The 16,400-nt window shown below is 48.8% G+C and carries 16 protein-coding genes; 1 reads left to right on the top strand and 15 read right to left on the bottom strand.

What is annotated here, in order from left to right; all coding sequences use genetic code 11:
• Window positions 1-77: 77 nt before the first annotated feature.
• The 12 genes from ispH to HMPREF2608_RS00480 form a co-directional block, all read right to left on the bottom strand.
• Window positions 78-1,046, bottom strand: a complete 969-nt coding sequence (ispH, locus tag HMPREF2608_RS00535; protein ID WP_070825614.1) for a 4-hydroxy-3-methylbut-2-enyl diphosphate reductase — start codon at window positions 1,044-1,046, stop codon at window positions 78-80.
• 13 nt (window positions 1,047-1,059) lie between these two features.
• Window positions 1,060-1,566, bottom strand: a complete 507-nt coding sequence (gene lspA, locus HMPREF2608_RS00530) for a signal peptidase II (RefSeq protein ID WP_063069310.1) — start codon at window positions 1,564-1,566, stop codon at window positions 1,060-1,062.
• Between the two features lie 147 nt (window positions 1,567-1,713).
• Window positions 1,714-2,613, bottom strand: coding sequence for a glycine--tRNA ligase subunit alpha (gene glyQ, locus HMPREF2608_RS00525; RefSeq protein ID WP_003685919.1), 900 nt, complete (start codon window positions 2,611-2,613; stop codon window positions 1,714-1,716).
• A gap of 81 nt (window positions 2,614-2,694) precedes the next feature.
• Window positions 2,695-2,877 carry a DNA gyrase inhibitor YacG gene (gene yacG, locus HMPREF2608_RS00520; protein WP_003682475.1) on the bottom strand — a complete coding sequence of 61 codons (183 nt, stop codon included), beginning with the start codon at window positions 2,875-2,877 and terminating at the stop codon, window positions 2,695-2,697.
• Window positions 2,874-3,494, bottom strand: a complete 621-nt coding sequence (gene coaE, locus HMPREF2608_RS00515) for a dephospho-CoA kinase (protein WP_070825613.1) — start codon at window positions 3,492-3,494, stop codon at window positions 2,874-2,876. Before coaE ends, yacG begins: the two co-directional genes overlap by 4 nt.
• Window positions 3,494-4,381 (bottom strand): prepilin peptidase, encoded by an 888-nt coding sequence (locus tag HMPREF2608_RS00510; protein ID WP_070825612.1) that lies wholly within the window; start codon window positions 4,379-4,381, stop codon window positions 3,494-3,496. Before HMPREF2608_RS00510 ends, coaE begins: the two co-directional genes overlap by 1 nt.
• A 1-nt stretch (window position 4,382) precedes the next feature.
• On the bottom strand, window positions 4,383-5,624 hold the full coding sequence (locus HMPREF2608_RS00505) for a type II secretion system F family protein (RefSeq protein ID WP_070825611.1): 1,242 nt from the start codon (window positions 5,622-5,624) through the stop codon (window positions 4,383-4,385).
• 78 nt (window positions 5,625-5,702) lie between these two features.
• Entirely contained in the window at window positions 5,703-7,382 is a 1,680-nt protein-coding gene (pilB, locus tag HMPREF2608_RS00500; RefSeq protein WP_070825610.1) for a type IV-A pilus assembly ATPase PilB, read from the bottom strand.
• A 392-nt stretch (window positions 7,383-7,774) separates the two neighbouring features.
• On the bottom strand, window positions 7,775-8,836 hold the full coding sequence (locus HMPREF2608_RS00495; RefSeq protein WP_070825609.1) for a DNA polymerase beta superfamily protein: 1,062 nt from the start codon (window positions 8,834-8,836) through the stop codon (window positions 7,775-7,777).
• A 14-nt stretch (window positions 8,837-8,850) separates the two neighbouring features.
• Window positions 8,851-9,609 (bottom strand): nucleotidyltransferase domain-containing protein, encoded by a 759-nt coding sequence (locus HMPREF2608_RS00490; RefSeq protein ID WP_070825608.1) that lies wholly within the window; start codon window positions 9,607-9,609, stop codon window positions 8,851-8,853.
• A gap of 89 nt (window positions 9,610-9,698) precedes the next feature.
• Complete coding sequence (gene carB, locus HMPREF2608_RS00485) at window positions 9,699-12,914, bottom strand: carbamoyl-phosphate synthase large subunit (protein WP_070825607.1); 3,216 nt, start codon at window positions 12,912-12,914, stop codon at window positions 9,699-9,701.
• Between the two features lie 29 nt (window positions 12,915-12,943).
• On the bottom strand, window positions 12,944-13,573 hold the full coding sequence (locus HMPREF2608_RS00480) for a DUF6037 family protein (protein WP_070825606.1): 630 nt from the start codon (window positions 13,571-13,573) through the stop codon (window positions 12,944-12,946).
• 55 nt (window positions 13,574-13,628) lie between these two features.
• On the opposite strand from HMPREF2608_RS00480, the gene HMPREF2608_RS11420 reads away from it, so the two are divergent.
• Window positions 13,629-13,778: a hypothetical protein gene (locus HMPREF2608_RS11420; RefSeq protein WP_168167204.1), complete on the top strand. Its 150-nt coding sequence runs from the start codon at window positions 13,629-13,631 to the stop codon at window positions 13,776-13,778.
• A 365-nt stretch (window positions 13,779-14,143) separates the two neighbouring features.
• Here HMPREF2608_RS11420 and HMPREF2608_RS00475 read toward each other — a convergent pair whose 3' ends face one another.
• The 3 genes from HMPREF2608_RS00475 to carA form a co-directional block, all read right to left on the bottom strand.
• Window positions 14,144-14,533: an endonuclease domain-containing protein gene (locus tag HMPREF2608_RS00475; protein WP_070825605.1), complete on the bottom strand. Its 390-nt coding sequence runs from the start codon at window positions 14,531-14,533 to the stop codon at window positions 14,144-14,146.
• Window positions 14,534-14,704: 171 nt separating this feature from the next.
• Window positions 14,705-14,962: a SemiSWEET family transporter gene (locus HMPREF2608_RS00470; protein WP_049331825.1), complete on the bottom strand. Its 258-nt coding sequence runs from the start codon at window positions 14,960-14,962 to the stop codon at window positions 14,705-14,707.
• Between the two features lie 136 nt (window positions 14,963-15,098).
• Complete coding sequence (carA, locus tag HMPREF2608_RS00465) at window positions 15,099-16,229, bottom strand: glutamine-hydrolyzing carbamoyl-phosphate synthase small subunit (protein WP_070825604.1); 1,131 nt, start codon at window positions 16,227-16,229, stop codon at window positions 15,099-15,101.
• Window positions 16,230-16,400: the final 171 nt, after the last annotated feature.

The following is a 16,400-nucleotide window of genomic DNA, read 5'->3' as shown; positions in this document are numbered from 1 at the left end:
GGCTTTTTTGCAAAGGTCTCAGGCCGTCTGAAAGTTTTCAGACGGCCTTAAGTTTTCAAATAAAGCAAATAACAAACTTACCCTTTATTTAGGATTTGCTTGTTTTCGCCCTCGCGACGTAACTCTTTGGGCAAGACAAATACAATGCTTTCTTCTGCGCCTTCTCCTTCGCGTATGGTCTCATGTCCCCAATCTTGAATGGTTTGTAAGACTTCTCGAACTAAGACTTCGGGCGCAGATGCACCGGCAGTTACACCGACCTTGGTTTTGTTTTCAAACCATTCTTTTTTCAGATAGGAAGCATTATCGACCATATAAGCATCAACTCCGCGCAATGCGGCTACTTCACGCAAGCGGTTGCTGTTGGAAGAGTTGGGCGAGCCGACAACAATTACGAGATCGCATTCTTCGGCCAATTCTTTAACAGCGGTTTGGCGGTTGGTTGTGGCGTAGCAAATGTCTTCTTTATGCGGATTGCGGATATTGGGGAAGCGTTGATTCAAAGCCGCAATAATGTCTTTGGTTTCGTCTACCGATAAAGTGGTTTGGCTGACGTAGGCAAGTTTGTCAGGATTTTTGACGTTCAGTCTGGCTACATCTTCCACTGTCTCAACCAGAAACATTTTACCTGGAGGCAATTGTCCCATTGTACCTTCTACTTCGACGTGGCCTTTGTGGCCGATCATGACGATTTCGTAATCTTGCTCATCAAGGCGGGCTACTTCTTTATGGACTTTGGTTACCAAAGGGCAGGTGGCATCAAAAACGCGGAAACCACGTTGCACCGCTTCTTCCTGTACGGCTTTGGATACGCCGTGAGCAGAGTAAATCAGTGTGGCACCCTTTGGGACATCCGCCAAGTCATCGACAAAGACGGCACCTTTTGCCCGCAGATTGTCCACGACGAATTTGTTGTGAACGACTTCATGGCGGACGTAAATGGGCGCGCCGAATTCTTCGAGTGCACGTTCAACAATGCTGATGGCGCGGTCAACACCGGCACAGAAGCCGCGGGGATTGGCAAGGATAATGGTTTTTTGAGTCATGTGTGTTCCGTTTTCAGACGGCCTTTGTGTCGTTTGAAGGTGTTTTTTTGTGCAGCAAACCATCTAATACCAAGCAAACTGCGCCAACGCAGATAAAGCTGTCGGCAATGTTAAATGCGGGGTAGAACCAGTTTTGCCAATAGAAAAGCAGAAAATCGACAACATGGCCGTGAATCAGACGGTCAACCACATTGCCAATCGCGCCACCGATAATCATGGCCGCTCCTAATTTGCCCCAGCGGCCAAACTCATCGCGCCAGATGGCACGGGCCAAATACAGGCTGATGACGACGGCCAGACCTAAAAAGAAGAATTTTTGCCAGCCGCCTTGGTCGGCCAAAAAGCTGAATGCCGCGCCTGGATTATAGGCAAGCGTCAGGTCAAAAAAGTCTGGAATGATATTGAGGCGTTCGCCTTCGGTAAAGTGTTTCAAGATTTCCCATTTGCTCAGTTGGTCAAGAATGATGGCAACGAGGGAAAGTAAGAAAAAGGGAATTTTTGCAGTAGAGGATGAACTCATGTTTTCAGACGGGTTATGTAATAAAGGGCTTATTTTACCTGAAAGCAGGCAGGAAGTGTTTGCGATGGCATCGACGTTAGGCCGTCTGAAAATAGAAACGCCGCCACTTGAATGTATCAAAGGGCGGCGTGGTAAGCATGTGCGGGCTTATTGGTTTTTAAGTAACGGGAAGCCCAGTTTCTCGCGGCTTTCAACGAATTTTTGAGCAACGATACGGCTCAGTGCGCGAATACGGCCGATGTAGGTTGCGCGTTCGGTAACAGAAATGGCACCGCGTGCATCCAAGAGGTTGAACGTATGACCGGCTTTGAGTACAAGCTCGTAAGCAGGCAGGGCAAGACTGGTGTCTTCAACTGCAAGCAGGCGTTTGGCTTGTTCTTCATAGTCGTTGAATTGGCGCAAGAGCCAATCGGCATCGCTGTATTCGAAGTTGTAGGTGGATTGTTCGACTTCGTTTTGATGATAAACGTCGCCGTAAGTGACGATGTTGCCATCAAGGGTTTTTGCCCAAACGAGGTCGTACACGTTTTCCACGCCTTGCAGATACATGGCGAGACGCTCGATACCGTAGGTAATTTCACCAAGTACAGGGGAGCAGTCGATACCGCCGACTTGTTGGAAATAGGTGAATTGGGTTACTTCCATGCCGTTGAGCCAAACTTCCCAACCCAAGCCCCAAGCTCCGAGAGTAGGGTTTTCCCAGTCATCTTCGACAAAACGGATGTCGTGTACTTTAGGGTCGATACCCAATTCGCGCAGGGAGTCGAGGTAGAGGTCTTGAATATTGGCCGGTGCAGGTTTGAGCGCAACTTGGAATTGATAGTAGTGTTGCAGGCGGTTAGGGTTGTCGCCATAGCGGCCGTCTTTAGGGCGGCGGCTGGGTTGAACGTAAGCGGCAAACCAAGGCTCCGGGCCTAATGCACGCAGGCAGGTGGCTGGATGCGAAGTACCGGCACCGACTTCCATATCGAAAGGTTGGATCACGGTGCAGCCTTTGTCTGCCCAGTAGTTTTGTAATTTGAAAATAATTTGTTGGAAGGTGAGCATGGTGGATGGAATAGGTTGGAATAAAGAGGGTATTTTACTGTTTTGAGCCTGTTTTGGATAGGCTGAAGAAGGCTGCGCAGTTTATTTGCCGTCCAACAGGTCTGAAAAGGGGTCGTCTTCCGAAGAAACGGTGTATTTTTCTTGTGCCCATTCGCCTAAATCAATGAGTTTGCACCGTTTGCTGCAGAAAGGGCGGTAGGGGCTGTCGGTGTTCCAAACGACTTCTTTGTGGCAGGTTGGGCATTTTACAACAGGAGCGGTCATGCAGTTTCTTTCAGAGTTTGTGCAATGGATTGATAGTATTGATGCAAGTGGGCAACCTTGATTTTTGCTTCTTCCATGCTATGGGTATTGTCCAATACATCGTCGGCATGCAGCAGTCTGTCAGATCGGGAAGCTTGGGTGGCCATGATTTGTCGCGTTTGTTCGTCTGAAAAACCATTGCGTTGGTGTACGCGTTCGATTTGGACGGACTCTGGAACATCTACAACCAAAATGTGGTCGGTCTCCGCTTTAAATGCCAGATTCTCAACTAAAAGCGGGACATCGATAATGCCGTAAGTAGAGGAAGCAAGTTGTTGTTTCTGCTGTTGGATTTTGTTTAAGATTAACGGTAGAAGCAGGTTTTCCAGTTGTTTTTTGGATTGAGGCCGTCTGAAAACTTTTTCCCGTAAAGTCATACGATTCAGACGGCCTTCGCTGTCAAAAACCTCATCGCCGAAAAGTTGGTGGATGGCAGGAAGGGCTTCGCCGTTTTCAGCGGTCAGTGAGCGGCTGATGGCATCGGCATCGATAATGGGTACGCCAAGTTCGGCAAACATTTGGGCAATAGATGATTTGCCGCTGCCGATACCGCCGGTCAAGCCTATCCATAATGTCATTATCGGAATCCTGATTGTACGAGCCACCATTGTACCAGTTGGGTAATAGGTGCATTGGCAACTAAAATAATCCATCCTGCCACAGCAAGGCTGGGACCAAAAGCAAAATATTGGCCTTTGCCGACGCGGGCAATGAGTGCGCCCACCAGTCCGACCAAGGCAGCCATGAAGATCAGAACAGGCAAGATACCTACGCCCAGCCATGCACCGAGCGCGGCCAAAAGTTTGAAGTCGCCATTGCCCATGCCGATTTTACCGGTCAGAAGTTTATAGACGGCGCATAAAGTATAAAGGCTCATATAGCCTGCGATTGCGCCTAAAACGGCTGGATGCAGGGGCACGAATGTGTCATTCAGATTAAACAGCAGGCCGATCCAAATTAGGGGCTGAGTCAGGCTGTCGGGCAAATATTGCGTATCGGCATCGATAAAGGTCAGTGCAATCAGTATGGCAGTTAGAATTAATCCGCCAATAGTTGCCCATGACCAGCCGTATTGCCACGCGACAATACCGAATAAGACGCCTGTCAGCAGCTCAATCAGTGGATAGCGTATGCCGATAGCGGTTTTGCAGGAGTGGCATTTCCCACCCAGTAAAACATAGCTGAGGATGGGGATGTTTTGCCAAAGTTTGACTGGGCTTTTACATTTTGGGCAGCGTGAATCTGGTTTGTGCAGATTAAATGGCTGTTTTTCTTCGTCTGTCAGTTCGATACCCAAATGCTCTTTAGAAAATTGTGTCCATTCGCGTTCCATCATTATCGGCGTGCGATAAATGACAACGTTCAGAAAGCTGCCAATCAGCAATCCTAAAATAACGGCTAAAGGAATAGCGAATGGTGCAAGAACGGAGAGGGTGTCAATGGCAGAGTAAATACTATTAAGCATATCAACCTACGACATTACCCAAGTTAAACAACGGCAGATACATGGCAATCAGCAAGATACCGATGAGCGAACCCAATACCACCATGATGATAGGTTCCATCAAGTGAGACAATCGGGAGACGGAGTTGTCTACTTCATCTTCGTAGAATTCGGCTGTTTTGTTCAGCATATCGTCCAAAGAGCCTGACTCTTCGCCGATGGCCACCATTTGGATCACCATATTGGGGAACATATCAGTACTTTGCATACTGGATGTCAGTGACAGACCTTGGGTTACCTTGGCTCGAATGTCTTGAGTGGCTTCTTCATAGAGAATATTGCCAGATGCGCCTGCAACTGAATCTAATACTTCCACTAAAGGAACACCGGCTGCGAAGAGGGTGGAGGTCGTACGCGCCCAACGGGCGATGGTTGCTTTTCGGACGATGGTGCCAAAAACAGGCAGTCTCAAAATCAAAGCATCGATTCGTTTTTGGAAAGTAGGCGATTTTTCATGGAGTTTGTACAGACCGAAGGCGGAAACAATCAAAAGGATGATCATAATCCAGCCATAGTCGACGAATAAATCGGATAAGCTCATGACGAGTTGGGTAAGGCTTGGCAGCTCTGCACCCATATTGGCATAAACTTCTTTAAAGGCAGGCAGTACAAACATCATCATGATGAAGATAAGCGCAATCGCCACCACGATAATGGCAATTGGGTAGGTCAGTGCGGTTTTAACCTTTTTCTTAATGGCCTGGGTTTTTTCTTTATAGACAGCCAGTTTGTCCAATAGGCTTTCCAGTACGCCGCCGGATTCGCCTGCGCTGACCAGATTGCAATAGAAACGGTCGAAATATTTTGGATATTTGGAGAACGATTTGCCTAATGCGCTACCTTGTTCGACATCGGAGCGAACCTGCATCAGCATTTCGGTCATGCTCGGATTGGAGTGGCCACGCGCAACGATTTCAAAAGCCTGCATCAGCGGCAAGCCTGCCTTCATCATCGTTGCCAGTTGGCGGGTGAACACTGTAATGTCTTCTTGGGTAATACGGCGTTTGCGTGCGGTTTTGACCTTACTGATACGCAAAGGACGAATGCCTCTGCGTTGGAGTTTTTTGCGTGCTTCTTCTTCGTCTTTGGCAACTACTTCACCACGGACAAGACGTTCGGTCTCGGTATTTTTTCCTTCAAATGTAAAACGCTTGCCTTTGCTTCTTGAGCCGAACAGACTTCTTTTTTGCTCTGCTTGAGCCATGAGTTATCCCTTGTTAGTAAGAAATAAAGCGGACTGTTTCCCCGTGCCGCTTTATTTTAATTTTGAAAATATGGCAGTTTAGTCATTGGTATGAGCAGTCACTTCTTCCAACGAGGTCAGGCCTTGCATGACTTTCATGAGGCCGGCACGACGCAAGTCTACCATGCCTTCCTGGTAGGCCATGTTCATGATATCAACTTCCGTACCGTTGTTCATAATGACTTTTTGCATTTCGTCGCTGACCGGCATGACTTCATAAATACCGACGCGGCCTTTAAAGCCTTTGCCGCGGCAGCTGTCGCAACCAACCGGGCGGTAGAGTTTCCAATCTTGAGCCAAGTCCGCATCGGTAAAGCCGGCTTTTTTCAATGCCGGAACCGGCGGGCGCTCAACTTCGCGTTTGCAGTTTGGACACAGTCTGCGCAACAGCCTTTGCGCCATAATCAGGCTGACCGAGCTGGCGATATTGAAAGGCGCTACGCCCATATTCAAAAGGCGGGACAGAGTGGCCGGTGCGTTATTGGTATGCAGGGTAGAGAAAACCATGTGGCCGGTTTGGGCGGCTTTAATGGCGATGTCGGCGGTTTCCAAGTCACGAATCTCACCGACCATAATAATATCAGGATCTTGACGCAAGAAGGATCGGAGTGCGGCGGCAAACGTCAGACCTTGTTTTTCATTGACGTTGACTTGGTTGACGCCCGGCAGGTTAATCTCGGCCGGATCTTCTGCCGTCGAAATGTTTACATCTTCCGTATTTAAAATACTCAGACAGGTGTAGAGAGAAACGGTTTTGCCCGAACCTGTCGGGCCGGTAACCAATACCATGCCGTAAGGGCGGTTGATGGCCTCAAGCAGCATTTCTTTTTGGAAAGGCTCTAAACCGAGCTGGTCGATATTGAGCGATGTACCATCGGAATTTAGGATACGCATTACCACTTTTTCGCCAAACAATGTCGGCAACGTGCTGACACGGAAGTCAATCGGACGGCCGTGTTTATGGAAGGCAATTTGAATTCTACCGTCTTGCGGAATACGTTTTTCGGAAATATCCAAACGCGCCATCACTTTGATACGCGATGCCAACTGGCCGCGTACGGCAACAGGCGGCTGTACGACTTCACGCAATTGTCCGTCCACACGGAAACGGACGCGCGCCATTTGTTCGTAGAATTCAAAGTGGATGTCCGATGCGCCTGCGTTCAGGGCATCGGATAAGGTTTTGTGGATGAAACGGGGGATGGGGCCGTCTTCAGCCTCTTCGTTATCGATATAAAGCGACTGAGATTGCTGCGTTGCTTCATGTTCGTCGTTGATTTCTTTCAGAATGGTGGTCGAACGTTGGCCCAACCATTCCAGTAATGAGCTGAGCTGGTCGTCTGGAACCACTACCAAGTCGACACTTAAACCTGAAGCAAAAGCGATTTTTTGAAAGTTTTGGATTTGGGTTGGATCGGATACGGCGAAATAAACCTTGCGTCCACGTTTGAAAATTGGAATGCAACGGTTTTGCACCATTTGCTCTTCCGTCAGAATGTCGCTGACTACATTATTGCGCGGGTAGTAGTGCAAATCCAAAAGAGGATAGCTGAATACACGCGCGACTAACTCTCCCAAAGCTTTAGGGGAGATGATGCCGTCTGAAAACAGGTTGGGTAGGATTTCTTTGCCTGATTGTAAAAGGGTGTTGTAATGTTCCGCTTGTTGATTTGAGATGGTCTGGCTTTGAACCAAAACACGCAATAATCCGACACTCATTTTATTTTCCGTTTCTTGTGCAGTTTTCCCTTTAATTTAGAGGAAAGCCGTATTATTTTATCATTATTATGATTAAAGCATATATTCAATTATGCAAATCTGCTTAAGTTGCAAAGACATGCTTCTGCTTTAATTGTATTTTTATTTCAGACGGCCATTATAAAGCAAGGAGAATAGGCGTTAAACTCGATATTTTTGGATTATGATGAAAAAACAACAATTTTGTCGTATGAATCCAATCAATAACGAAATTATATTTCATGTTGCTATTGCTTGTTTGGAGATGGCAGAAAAGGTTGTTTTGATGGATAGACGGTTGGAATTTGAAATATGAAAAGGCCGTCTGAAAAGCGGAAACACATAATTTCAGACGGCCTCTGTTTTTGATTCTCTTATCCGTAAATCTTGGTTCGGATTTCGACAAGGGCATTGATTGCCAAAGTGCTGTTTACAGCTTCCGGCAGATCGGACTGGGCGAACAAATTTTCTACTTCGTTAATCAATGTTTCTGCACGCACCAACAGTTCATCGTAAGGAAAAGAGCCGCGCTTGATGGCCAGCAATTCGTCACGATTGGGACGGCGTGGACGGATTTCGCCATGAAGGGCAATATCGTGTGCGGTCTCAAGCAGGCGGAAGGTGTGCATCATATTTTTTGCATCGTAACCTTGGCCGTGCGCCTGCGTGCCTTGATAGCGTGTTTCGTTGCGTTCTGTCAGCCATTGTTGATAAGAGGCATATTCGTGGCAGTAGCTGCTGTATCCGTCTTGGTTGAAGGATAGATGGGCAAGCGGTGTTTCGCCTTCTGGAATAGTGCTGAGTGACAGCGTTGTGGCTTCGGGTTTGGGTGCAATACCGTGGTAGCCAAGTGTGCCGTCGGCATCGTAAAACAGGGCATAAAGTTCTCGGGCGTGGGCTATTTTGATTAAGCCTACACGCCTTTGTTCCATTCCGCGTTGTGTAAGCCAGTACGGTAACGGTACAGTTTGCCTGCCTTCTATGATGTGGCAGAAATCAAGGATGCTTTTCTTTTCAGACGGCATCGGATTGCTGATTTTTTTATTCAATCCCCGTGCTTTTTTGATTTGTCCGTAGGCATAGCCTGCAAAACTTTGCTGGCAGGTTTTGGAGATAAACCATTCGGTTTTGAACGCATCCATCAATGGTGAACGGTATCGCACGCAGTCGGAAGGGGAAGCCAGCAGCTCCAGCGTGTTTGGATTACTTTGCAACAGCAATTCGATAAACCGTCCCAGTTCGTAATATACAATATCGTTAGTTTCATTGCTGATTTGTGGGATGTATTCCATGCCGTAAAACATGGATTTGGGCAGGTAAAACACGCCTTTGATGTCGGTATCGGACTCGGGCGTTGCCAAACCGTAGGCGCGGCTGCCGGACACGGCTTCAAGCAGAATCAGGTTTTGCGTGTGCAAGTCTTCGAGGGTCAGCATATTCAGACGGCCTTTTACGGATAAATGGTTGCCAAGGTGGAGCGGAACAATTCGTTCAAAGGCCTGCTACCGGCAGGTTCGGTAGCAGGGGCAGACAAGGCAGAAACTTCGTTATATAGATCAACAGTCAGCTTTTGCAGCTCTGGAGATAATGTGTGCAGATAACTTTCGTTCTGCCCTGCTTTTAATGCGACCAGATCAGTAATTTGGGTAGCACAATCTGTCTGCCACTCATTCATCAACTCAACCAAAGTCATTGGCGGAATACCGCCTTGTTTCACTGCCCAGCGAGCCGCCAATAAAGGGCGCAAGACGTAAAACCATTTCTTCAATTTAATCGGCTGCGCCAAATCCATGGCTTTCAAAGCATTGCCGGCGATACCGCGATAATGGTGCAACAACGCGGCGGCTTGGACGTATTGAGGCGCAAGTTCGTTCAGACGGCCTATGAATGCCTCATCTTGTGTATAAACAATCGGCGAACGCAGCCATTCCAGCAATACAGCATTGCTTTTTCTCAATAGGCGCAAAGCCTTGCGGATGTCCCAGCCGCCTACGTCAAACCATTGGTTTTCAATAAATTCAAACGTATCTTTTGCTTCATCGATTTGCAGATAATGTTCTTGCGGACGGATATAAACAGCGCGAACGTCATAATCGCTGTCGGGCGAAGCAAAGCCCCATGCGCGGCTTCCGCTCTCCGCCGCCAGCAGAAAGTGCAGCGGTTCGGTAAGTGAAATTTGAGTCAGTTTTTCTTGAATGGTTTGTTTCATTACGTTTTCCTTATTTTTGCAGAAAGGCCGTCTGAAACTGAGCAAGCAGGTTTCAGACGGCCTTTTAGCTTTAAATCCGCTAGGATTGATTAGGCTTTGTTTTTCAGACGGCCATGCAATTCCTGTACGCTGTACACGCCCAAGTGTTCGCGGCTTTTTGCGCCTTCGCTCATGGCTTCGCCGCCGGCGATGGTGGTGTATTGCGGTACGCGTTGGGTGAGGGAGGTGCGGCGGATGCTGTGGCTGTCGGTGACAGATTGCACTGTGCTGCCGACGGTGTTGACCACCAGTGCGATTTCGCCGTTTTTAATTGCGTCCACGATGTGTGGGCGGCCTTCCTGCACTTTGTTAACCGCTTGCACGATGATACCGTGTTCTTTCAAGTATTCGGCGGTACCGCGTGTGGCGCAGACACCGTAGCCGAGTGCTTGGAAGTTTTGTGCGGTTTTGACGATGAGCGGTTTGTCTTCGTCGCGTACGGCGAGGAACACTTTGCCGGTTGTGCTCAAGCGTTCGCCTGCACCGAGTTGGGCTTTGAAGTAGGCTTCGCCAAAGCTTGCGCCTACGCCCATGACTTCGCCGGTAGAGCGCATTTCAGGGCCGAGAATGGTGTCCACACCCGGGAATTTGATGAATGGGAACACGGCTTCTTTAACGGCGTAGAAGTCCGGGATGACTTCTTTTTCTACACCTTGCTCTTTCAGCAAAATGCCTGCCATCACGCGTGCGCCGACTTTGGCAAGCGGTACGCCGGTGGCTTTGGATACGAACGGTACGGTACGGCTGGCACGTGGGTTTACTTCCAGTACGAAGACCACGCCGTCTTGTACGGCAAACTGTACGTTCATCAAGCCGACCACGCCCAGTGCGTATGCCATGGCTTTGGTTTGACGGCGGATTTCGTCTTGAATTTCTTCGTCCAATGAGTATGGAGGCAATGAGCAGCCGGAGTCGCCGGAGTGGATACCTGCTTGTTCGACGTGTTGCATGATGCCGCCGATCACGACGTCTTGGCCGTCTGAAACGCAGTCTACGTCCACTTCGATGGCGTTGTTCAAGAAGAAGTCGAGCAATACGGGGCTGTCTTCGGAAACTTGTACGGCTTCACGCATGTATTTTTGCAACTCTTCTGCAGAGTGAACAATCTGCATGGCGCGGCCGCCGAGTACGTAAGAAGGACGGACAACCAACGGATAACCGATTTCTTCGGCTTTCACGAGTGCTTCTTCTTCGTTGTGGGCGATGCGGTTAGGAGGTTGACGCAGGCCTAAGTCGTTCAATACTTTTTGGAAGCGTTCGCGGTCTTCGGCAGCGTCGATGCTGTCGGCAGATGTGCCGATGATGTTTACGCCGTTTGCCACCAAGGCATTGGCCAGTTTGAGCGGAGTTTGGCCGCCGTAATGAACAATCACGCCCCATGGGTTTTCGGTGCGAACGATTTCCAATACGTCTTCCAATGTCAGCGGCTCGAAGTACAGGCGGTCGCTGGTGTCGAAGTCGGTGGACACGGTTTCGGGGTTGCAGTTGACCATGATGGTTTCAAAACCGGATTCGCGCAGGGCGAGTGCGGCATGAACGCAGCAGTAGTCAAATTCAATACCTTGGCCGATACGGTTTGGACCGCCGCCGAGAATCATCACTTTTTTACGGTCGGAAGGACGGGATTCGCATTCTTCTTCGTAAGTGGAGTAGAGGTAGGCGGTTTCGGTAGCAAACTCGGCGGCACAGGTGTCAACGCGTTTGTAAACCGGATGCAGTTTCAGCGCGTAGCGGTGTTCGCGGATTTCTTTTTCGCTTACGTTCAATAATTGTGCCAAACGTTTGTCAGAGAAGCCTTTGCGTTTCAGACGGCGTAAAGCGGCGTAATCTAAATCTTGCAACTGGCCGTCTGAAACCGATTTTTCTTCTTTCACCAAGTCTTCGATTTGCGCCAAGAACCAAGGATCGATGGTGCAGATTTCGTGGATTTCTTCCAGTGTGAAGCCTGCGCGGAACGCATCGGCTACAAAAAGCATGCGCTCAGGACCCGGATTGGCCAGTTCGCGGCGGATTTCCGCTTTGTCTTCGCTGCGAGGATTGAAACCGCACAAGCCTGTTTCCAAACCGCGCAAGGCTTTTTGGAAACTTTCTTGAATGGTACGGCCCATTGCCATCACTTCGCCCACAGATTTCATCTGCGTGGTCAGGCGGTCGTCTGCGGCAGGGAATTTTTCAAACGCAAAACGCGGGATTTTGGTTACCACATAGTCGATGGAAGGCTCGAACGACGCGGGCGTGCGGCCGCCGGTAATGTCGTTGCGCAACTCGTCCAGCGTAAAGCCGACAGCCAGTTTGGCCGCTACTTTAGCAATCGGGAAGCCGGTTGCTTTAGATGCCAACGCGGAAGAACGGCTCACGCGCGGGTTCATCTCAATGACAATCATCTCGCCGTTTTCAGGGTTTACTGCAAACTGAACGTTTGAGCCGCCCGTGTCCACGCCGATTTCGCGCAACACTGCCAACGAAGCATTACGCATGATTTGGTATTCTTTGTCGGTCAATGTTTGTGCAGGCGCAACAGTGATGGAGTCGCCCGTATGCACGCCCATCGGGTCAAAGTTTTCAATCGAGCAGATAATGATACAGTTGTCGTTTTTATCACGTACAACCTCCATCTCGTACTCTTTCCAGCCGAGAACAGACTGCTCAATCAGCAATTCATGCGTAGGCGACGCATCAAAACCGCGTTCGCAAATTGCCAAGAACTCGTCTTTATTGTAGGCAATACCGCCACCCGAACCACCCATCGTGAAAGAAGGGCGAATCAGGGTAGGGAAGCCGACCTGTTCTTGCGCTGCCAAAGCTTCGTTCATGGTGTGGCAGACAAAAGATTTCGGGCAAGACAAACCGATTTTTTCCATCGCTTCTTTAAAGCGGCCGCGGTCTTCCGCTTTGTCAATCGCGTCTTCGGTCGCACCAATCAGCTCGACGTTGTATTTCGCCAATACGCCGTTGCGCGCCAAATCCAGCGCACAGTTCAGCGCAGTCTGGCCGCCCATGGTAGGCAGAATCGCATCAGGTCGCTCTTTGGTGATAATCTTCTCCACCGTCTGCCACATAATCGGCTCGATGTAGGTAACATCCGCCATTTCAGGGTCGGTCATGATGGTGGCGGGGTTGGAATTCACCAGAATGACTTTATAGCCTTCTTCACGCAAAGCCTTACAGGCCTGTGCGCCCGAATAGTCAAATTCGCAGGCCTGACCGATAACGATAGGGCCGGCGCCGATGATAAGGATGGATTTTAGGTCGGTACGTTTGGGCATGGGTGGGTCTTTCTTTTGAATAATTTGGATTATTGACGATTGGTAACTTCTCTAATTATTTCTGCATCTGTTTTTTCATCACTTGGATTATCTGAAAAGAAAAAACTGTAATTACTATCGGCTTTAAATTTTTCGTATAACTCTGGGCGCAAAATTTTTGCTTTTTCACTATTTTCCACGCTCCTGCGATTAGGCTTACCAGCCTTATCTTTCCCGTTTCTACGGACATCATAGCAATAAATAGTGTTAGGAGAGTTAGGTTCTAAACGAGTAGCTACAATCCTTTTATAAATTATGTCTAAATCTTTTTTAGTTTGTGTTGGAATGAAATCTGCAAAAAAATTACTAAAACTCTGAAAAATTTCTCTGATTGTCGCAGTACCAGCTTGAACATTAATTTTAAAAAAATTAATAAAATCATTAGCATTTTTGAAATTAATTTGAGAAAAATTAGCGTATGCAAATATTGAATTACCACTATTCAAATTAAAAAACTCTAATTTTGCTTGTGCAGATTGATGCGGTTTGGATTCATCAGGTTTATATCTGGTCAAAATAACAGCATATTGCCCTTGATTATAATTAAAAGGAAATGCTTCAATCGTTCTGTTTTTACTCTTCATATCATCCAGTAAATCTCTTAAATTGTTGAGCGCCATTTCATATTCCTAAATAAATGTACTTAGTAAGCAAGCCGTAGCCTGAATGTAGGGTGTGTGCGGTACGCACGCACGCACGCGTTTTCCATTTCCCCTGCAACCCCAACCCACCGCGTGCGTGCCTTGCGGCACACACCCTGCCGATGGGTTCAAAGGTCGTCTGAAAAAAACGCTCGCGGCGTTTGTTCCATCTGCCTTGCGATAAAGGCTACCTGAAAAATTCCTGCTGTTGATGTTCCGGGCATTCTTTTTCAGCCGACCTGTAACGCTTAAATTCGCTGTAACCTGCTCCCTCCCCCGTGGGGGAGGGCTGGGGAGAGGGTATTCTCCCAATTGCAGCAATCTTTCCCAACACCCTAACCGCCCAAAATACAAGCCTTGCGGCTTGTTGCCCTCTCTCTAGCTCTCTCCCACGGGGAGAGAGGACGGGGTGGCTGTTGGGGTTAAGGATTCCGCAAGGAAAACGAGTGTGCAGTCTGCTTTTTTTGCTTTTCAGACGGCCTTTTAAACGCCCAATTCAGGCAATCTGTATCCTATTATTTTCAAAATACAATCAAAATCAGTCATCTGCTACCGTGCAGGCTGCTTTTCCAATTCTTGCAACACGCGCAGGATTTCTGCCAGTACATCGTTTGTCTGCTGCAAAATTTCGTGGTTCCAAAAACGCAGCACGGTAAAGCCCAAGCTGTTGAGATATGCCGTCCGCGCGTGGTCGTATGCGGCTTGTTCTGTATGTTGCCCGCCGTCTGCTTCGACAATCAGCTTAGGCGTTACGCACATAAAATCAACAATATAATTTCCCATCGGCTGCTGGCGGCGGAATTTATAGCCGTTCAGACGGCCTGCCCTCAGGTGCTGCCACAATTTTGCTTCCGCCTCGCTCATTTGTTGACGCATGGCTTTGGCGCGTTGGCGCAGGGCGGGGTTGTCGGCGGTCAATAGTTTTTCGGGCGGGTTCATTTTTGTTGTCGGATTGCTGTTTGTGTAAGCCTTGCGGCCTGTTGCACTCTCCTTAGCCCTCTCCTACGGGAGGGGGAGGGTTTGCTGATTGAATTAAATGTTGCGGCAAGACAATCTTTTTTCAGACGACCTTTTGCGTTTTTATGTTGCACAGGCCGTCTGAAAACTTCCTTAAAAACTAGTGACAAACGTAATCAAGCCCAAAATGATGCCCGGGGCGTTTGCCAGCATGACGGGGTAGTCGCGTTTTTCTTTTAAAAAGCCGTAGGCAACCCATAATGTGCAGTTGATGGCGGCGACGAGGGGTTGCAGTGGTGAGCCGGGGTTGCCGGCAAGGTTGTTTTGGATTTGTGGGATGTAGGAAACGTACATACCGACGGCGGTCAGGGTGGCGACGACGGAAAGAATGCGCATTTGTTTTTCTGTCATGGTTCTTCCTTTCTGATTCGAGGGTTGGGTTTCAGACTGTGTAGATGTTGAGAGTGTGCCTGAATTTATATTTTTGAAGTTTGGTTTTCAGACGGCCTGTTGTTGAGTTGAGTGTGGCCGTCTGAAAAAATCAGCTTTATTGTTTTGTTGCTTTGATATTGTCAATGAATTTGTCAAACAGATAACCGACATCTTGCGGACCCGGGCTGGCTTCGGGGTGGCCTTGGAAGCAGAACACGGGTTTGTCTGTCAGTTCGATACCTTGCAAGGTGTTGTCGAACAAGGATTTGTGGGTAATGCGTGCGTTGGTAGGCAAAGTGTCGGCATCGACGGCGAAACCGTGGTTTTGGCTGGTAATGACGACTTTGCCACTATCCAAATCTTGTACAGGGTGGTTGGCACCGTGATGGCTGAAGCGCATTTTCAGGGTTTTCGCGCCGATAGCGAGGCTGATCAGCTGGTGTCCCAAACAAATACCGAAAATCGGTTTGCCGCTTTCCATCAGTTTTTGTACGGCTTTGATGGCGTAGTCGCAAGGCTCGGGGTCGCCGGGGCCGTTGGACAGGAATACGCCGTCAGGATTGAGTGCCAATACTTCTTCCGCGCTGGTTTGTGCGGGAACAACGGTCAGGCGGCAACCGCGCGAGGCGAGCATGCGCAGGATGTTGGTTTTGACGCCGAAATCGTAGGCGACGACGTGGTAAGGCTGTTCGGAAGGGGTAACGAAACCTTTGCCCAATTCCCATTCGCCTTCGGTCCATTCGTAAGTTTCTGTGCAGGAAACTTCTTTTGCCAAGTCTTTGCCGACCATGCTGCCGAATGCGGCAATCAGTTCTTGTGCTTTTTCAACCGTGGCATCTGCACCGGTCAAGATTGCACCGCCTTGTGAACCTTTTTCACGCAACAGGGTGGTCAGGCGGCGGGTATCGATGTCGGCGATGGCGACGGTTTGGTTGCGTACCAAATAGTCGTGCAGGCTTTCGGATGCGCGGAAGTTGCTGTGCAACAGCGGCAGGTCGCGGATAATCAAACCGGCGGCGTAAACGCTGCGGCTTTCTTCATCTTCGGCGTTGGTGCCGGTGTTGCCGATATGTGGATAGGTGAGGGTAACGATTTGTTTGCAGTAGGAAGGGTCGGTCAGGATTTCCTGATAGCCGGTCATGGAAGTGTTGAACACGACTTCGCCGGAAGTCGAACCTTCGTAACCGATTGATGTGCCGTGAAATACGCTGCCGTCAGCGAGAACGAGAAGAGCTGGAGTGGTCATGATGGAATCCTGTTTGCCTGATGATGGTCGGTTCGAAAAAATGGGTCGGGCCGTCTGAAAAATAAAATTGTTTACAAAAAAGACAGCCTTCGGAAATCTCGGCTAAAAAAAAACACGCTCCGCAGCTTTGATTTTGCTGTGTAACGTGCTTTTTCAGACATAGCGGTCTAT

The sequence above is a fragment of the Neisseria sp. HMSC064D07 genome, assembly GCF_001837185.1.
In the GTDB taxonomy this organism is placed as follows: domain Bacteria; phylum Pseudomonadota; class Gammaproteobacteria; order Burkholderiales; family Neisseriaceae; genus Neisseria; species Neisseria flavescens_C.
Note: the sequence above shows the minus strand (reverse complement) of the source record. Positions and strands in the feature narration are given on the sequence as shown.

Coding starts and splice junctions, on each gene's coding strand:
- HMPREF2608_RS00510 (WP_070825612.1), bottom strand. CDS start 4,381: ATGCTTAATAGTATTTACTCTGCCATTGACACCCTCTCCGTTCTTGCA.
- HMPREF2608_RS00490 (WP_070825608.1), bottom strand. CDS start 9,609: ATGAAACAAACCATTCAAGAAAAACTGACTCAAATTTCACTTACCGAA.
- carA (WP_070825604.1), bottom strand. CDS start 16,229: ATGACCACTCCAGCTCTTCTCGTTCTCGCTGACGGCAGCGTATTTCAC.
- HMPREF2608_RS00475 (WP_070825605.1), bottom strand. CDS start 14,533: ATGAACCCGCCCGAAAAACTATTGACCGCCGACAACCCCGCCCTGCGC.
- pilB (WP_070825610.1), bottom strand. CDS start 7,382: ATGAGTGTCGGATTATTGCGTGTTTTGGTTCAAAGCCAGACCATCTCA.
- carB (WP_070825607.1), bottom strand. CDS start 12,914: ATGCCCAAACGTACCGACCTAAAATCCATCCTTATCATCGGCGCCGGC.
- yacG (WP_003682475.1), bottom strand. CDS start 2,877: ATGACCGCTCCTGTTGTAAAATGCCCAACCTGCCACAAAGAAGTCGTT.
- HMPREF2608_RS00480 (WP_070825606.1), bottom strand. CDS start 13,573: ATGGCGCTCAACAATTTAAGAGATTTACTGGATGATATGAAGAGTAAA.
- HMPREF2608_RS00495 (WP_070825609.1), bottom strand. CDS start 8,836: ATGCTGACCCTCGAAGACTTGCACACGCAAAACCTGATTCTGCTTGAA.
- HMPREF2608_RS00505 (WP_070825611.1), bottom strand. CDS start 5,624: ATGGCTCAAGCAGAGCAAAAAAGAAGTCTGTTCGGCTCAAGAAGCAAA.
- coaE (WP_070825613.1), bottom strand. CDS start 3,494: ATGACATTATGGATAGGCTTGACCGGCGGTATCGGCAGCGGCAAATCA.
- glyQ (WP_003685919.1), bottom strand. CDS start 2,613: ATGCTCACCTTCCAACAAATTATTTTCAAATTACAAAACTACTGGGCA.
- HMPREF2608_RS00470 (WP_049331825.1), bottom strand. CDS start 14,962: ATGACAGAAAAACAAATGCGCATTCTTTCCGTCGTCGCCACCCTGACC.
- ispH (WP_070825614.1), bottom strand. CDS start 1,046: ATGACTCAAAAAACCATTATCCTTGCCAATCCCCGCGGCTTCTGTGCC.
- lspA (WP_063069310.1), bottom strand. CDS start 1,566: ATGAGTTCATCCTCTACTGCAAAAATTCCCTTTTTCTTACTTTCCCTC.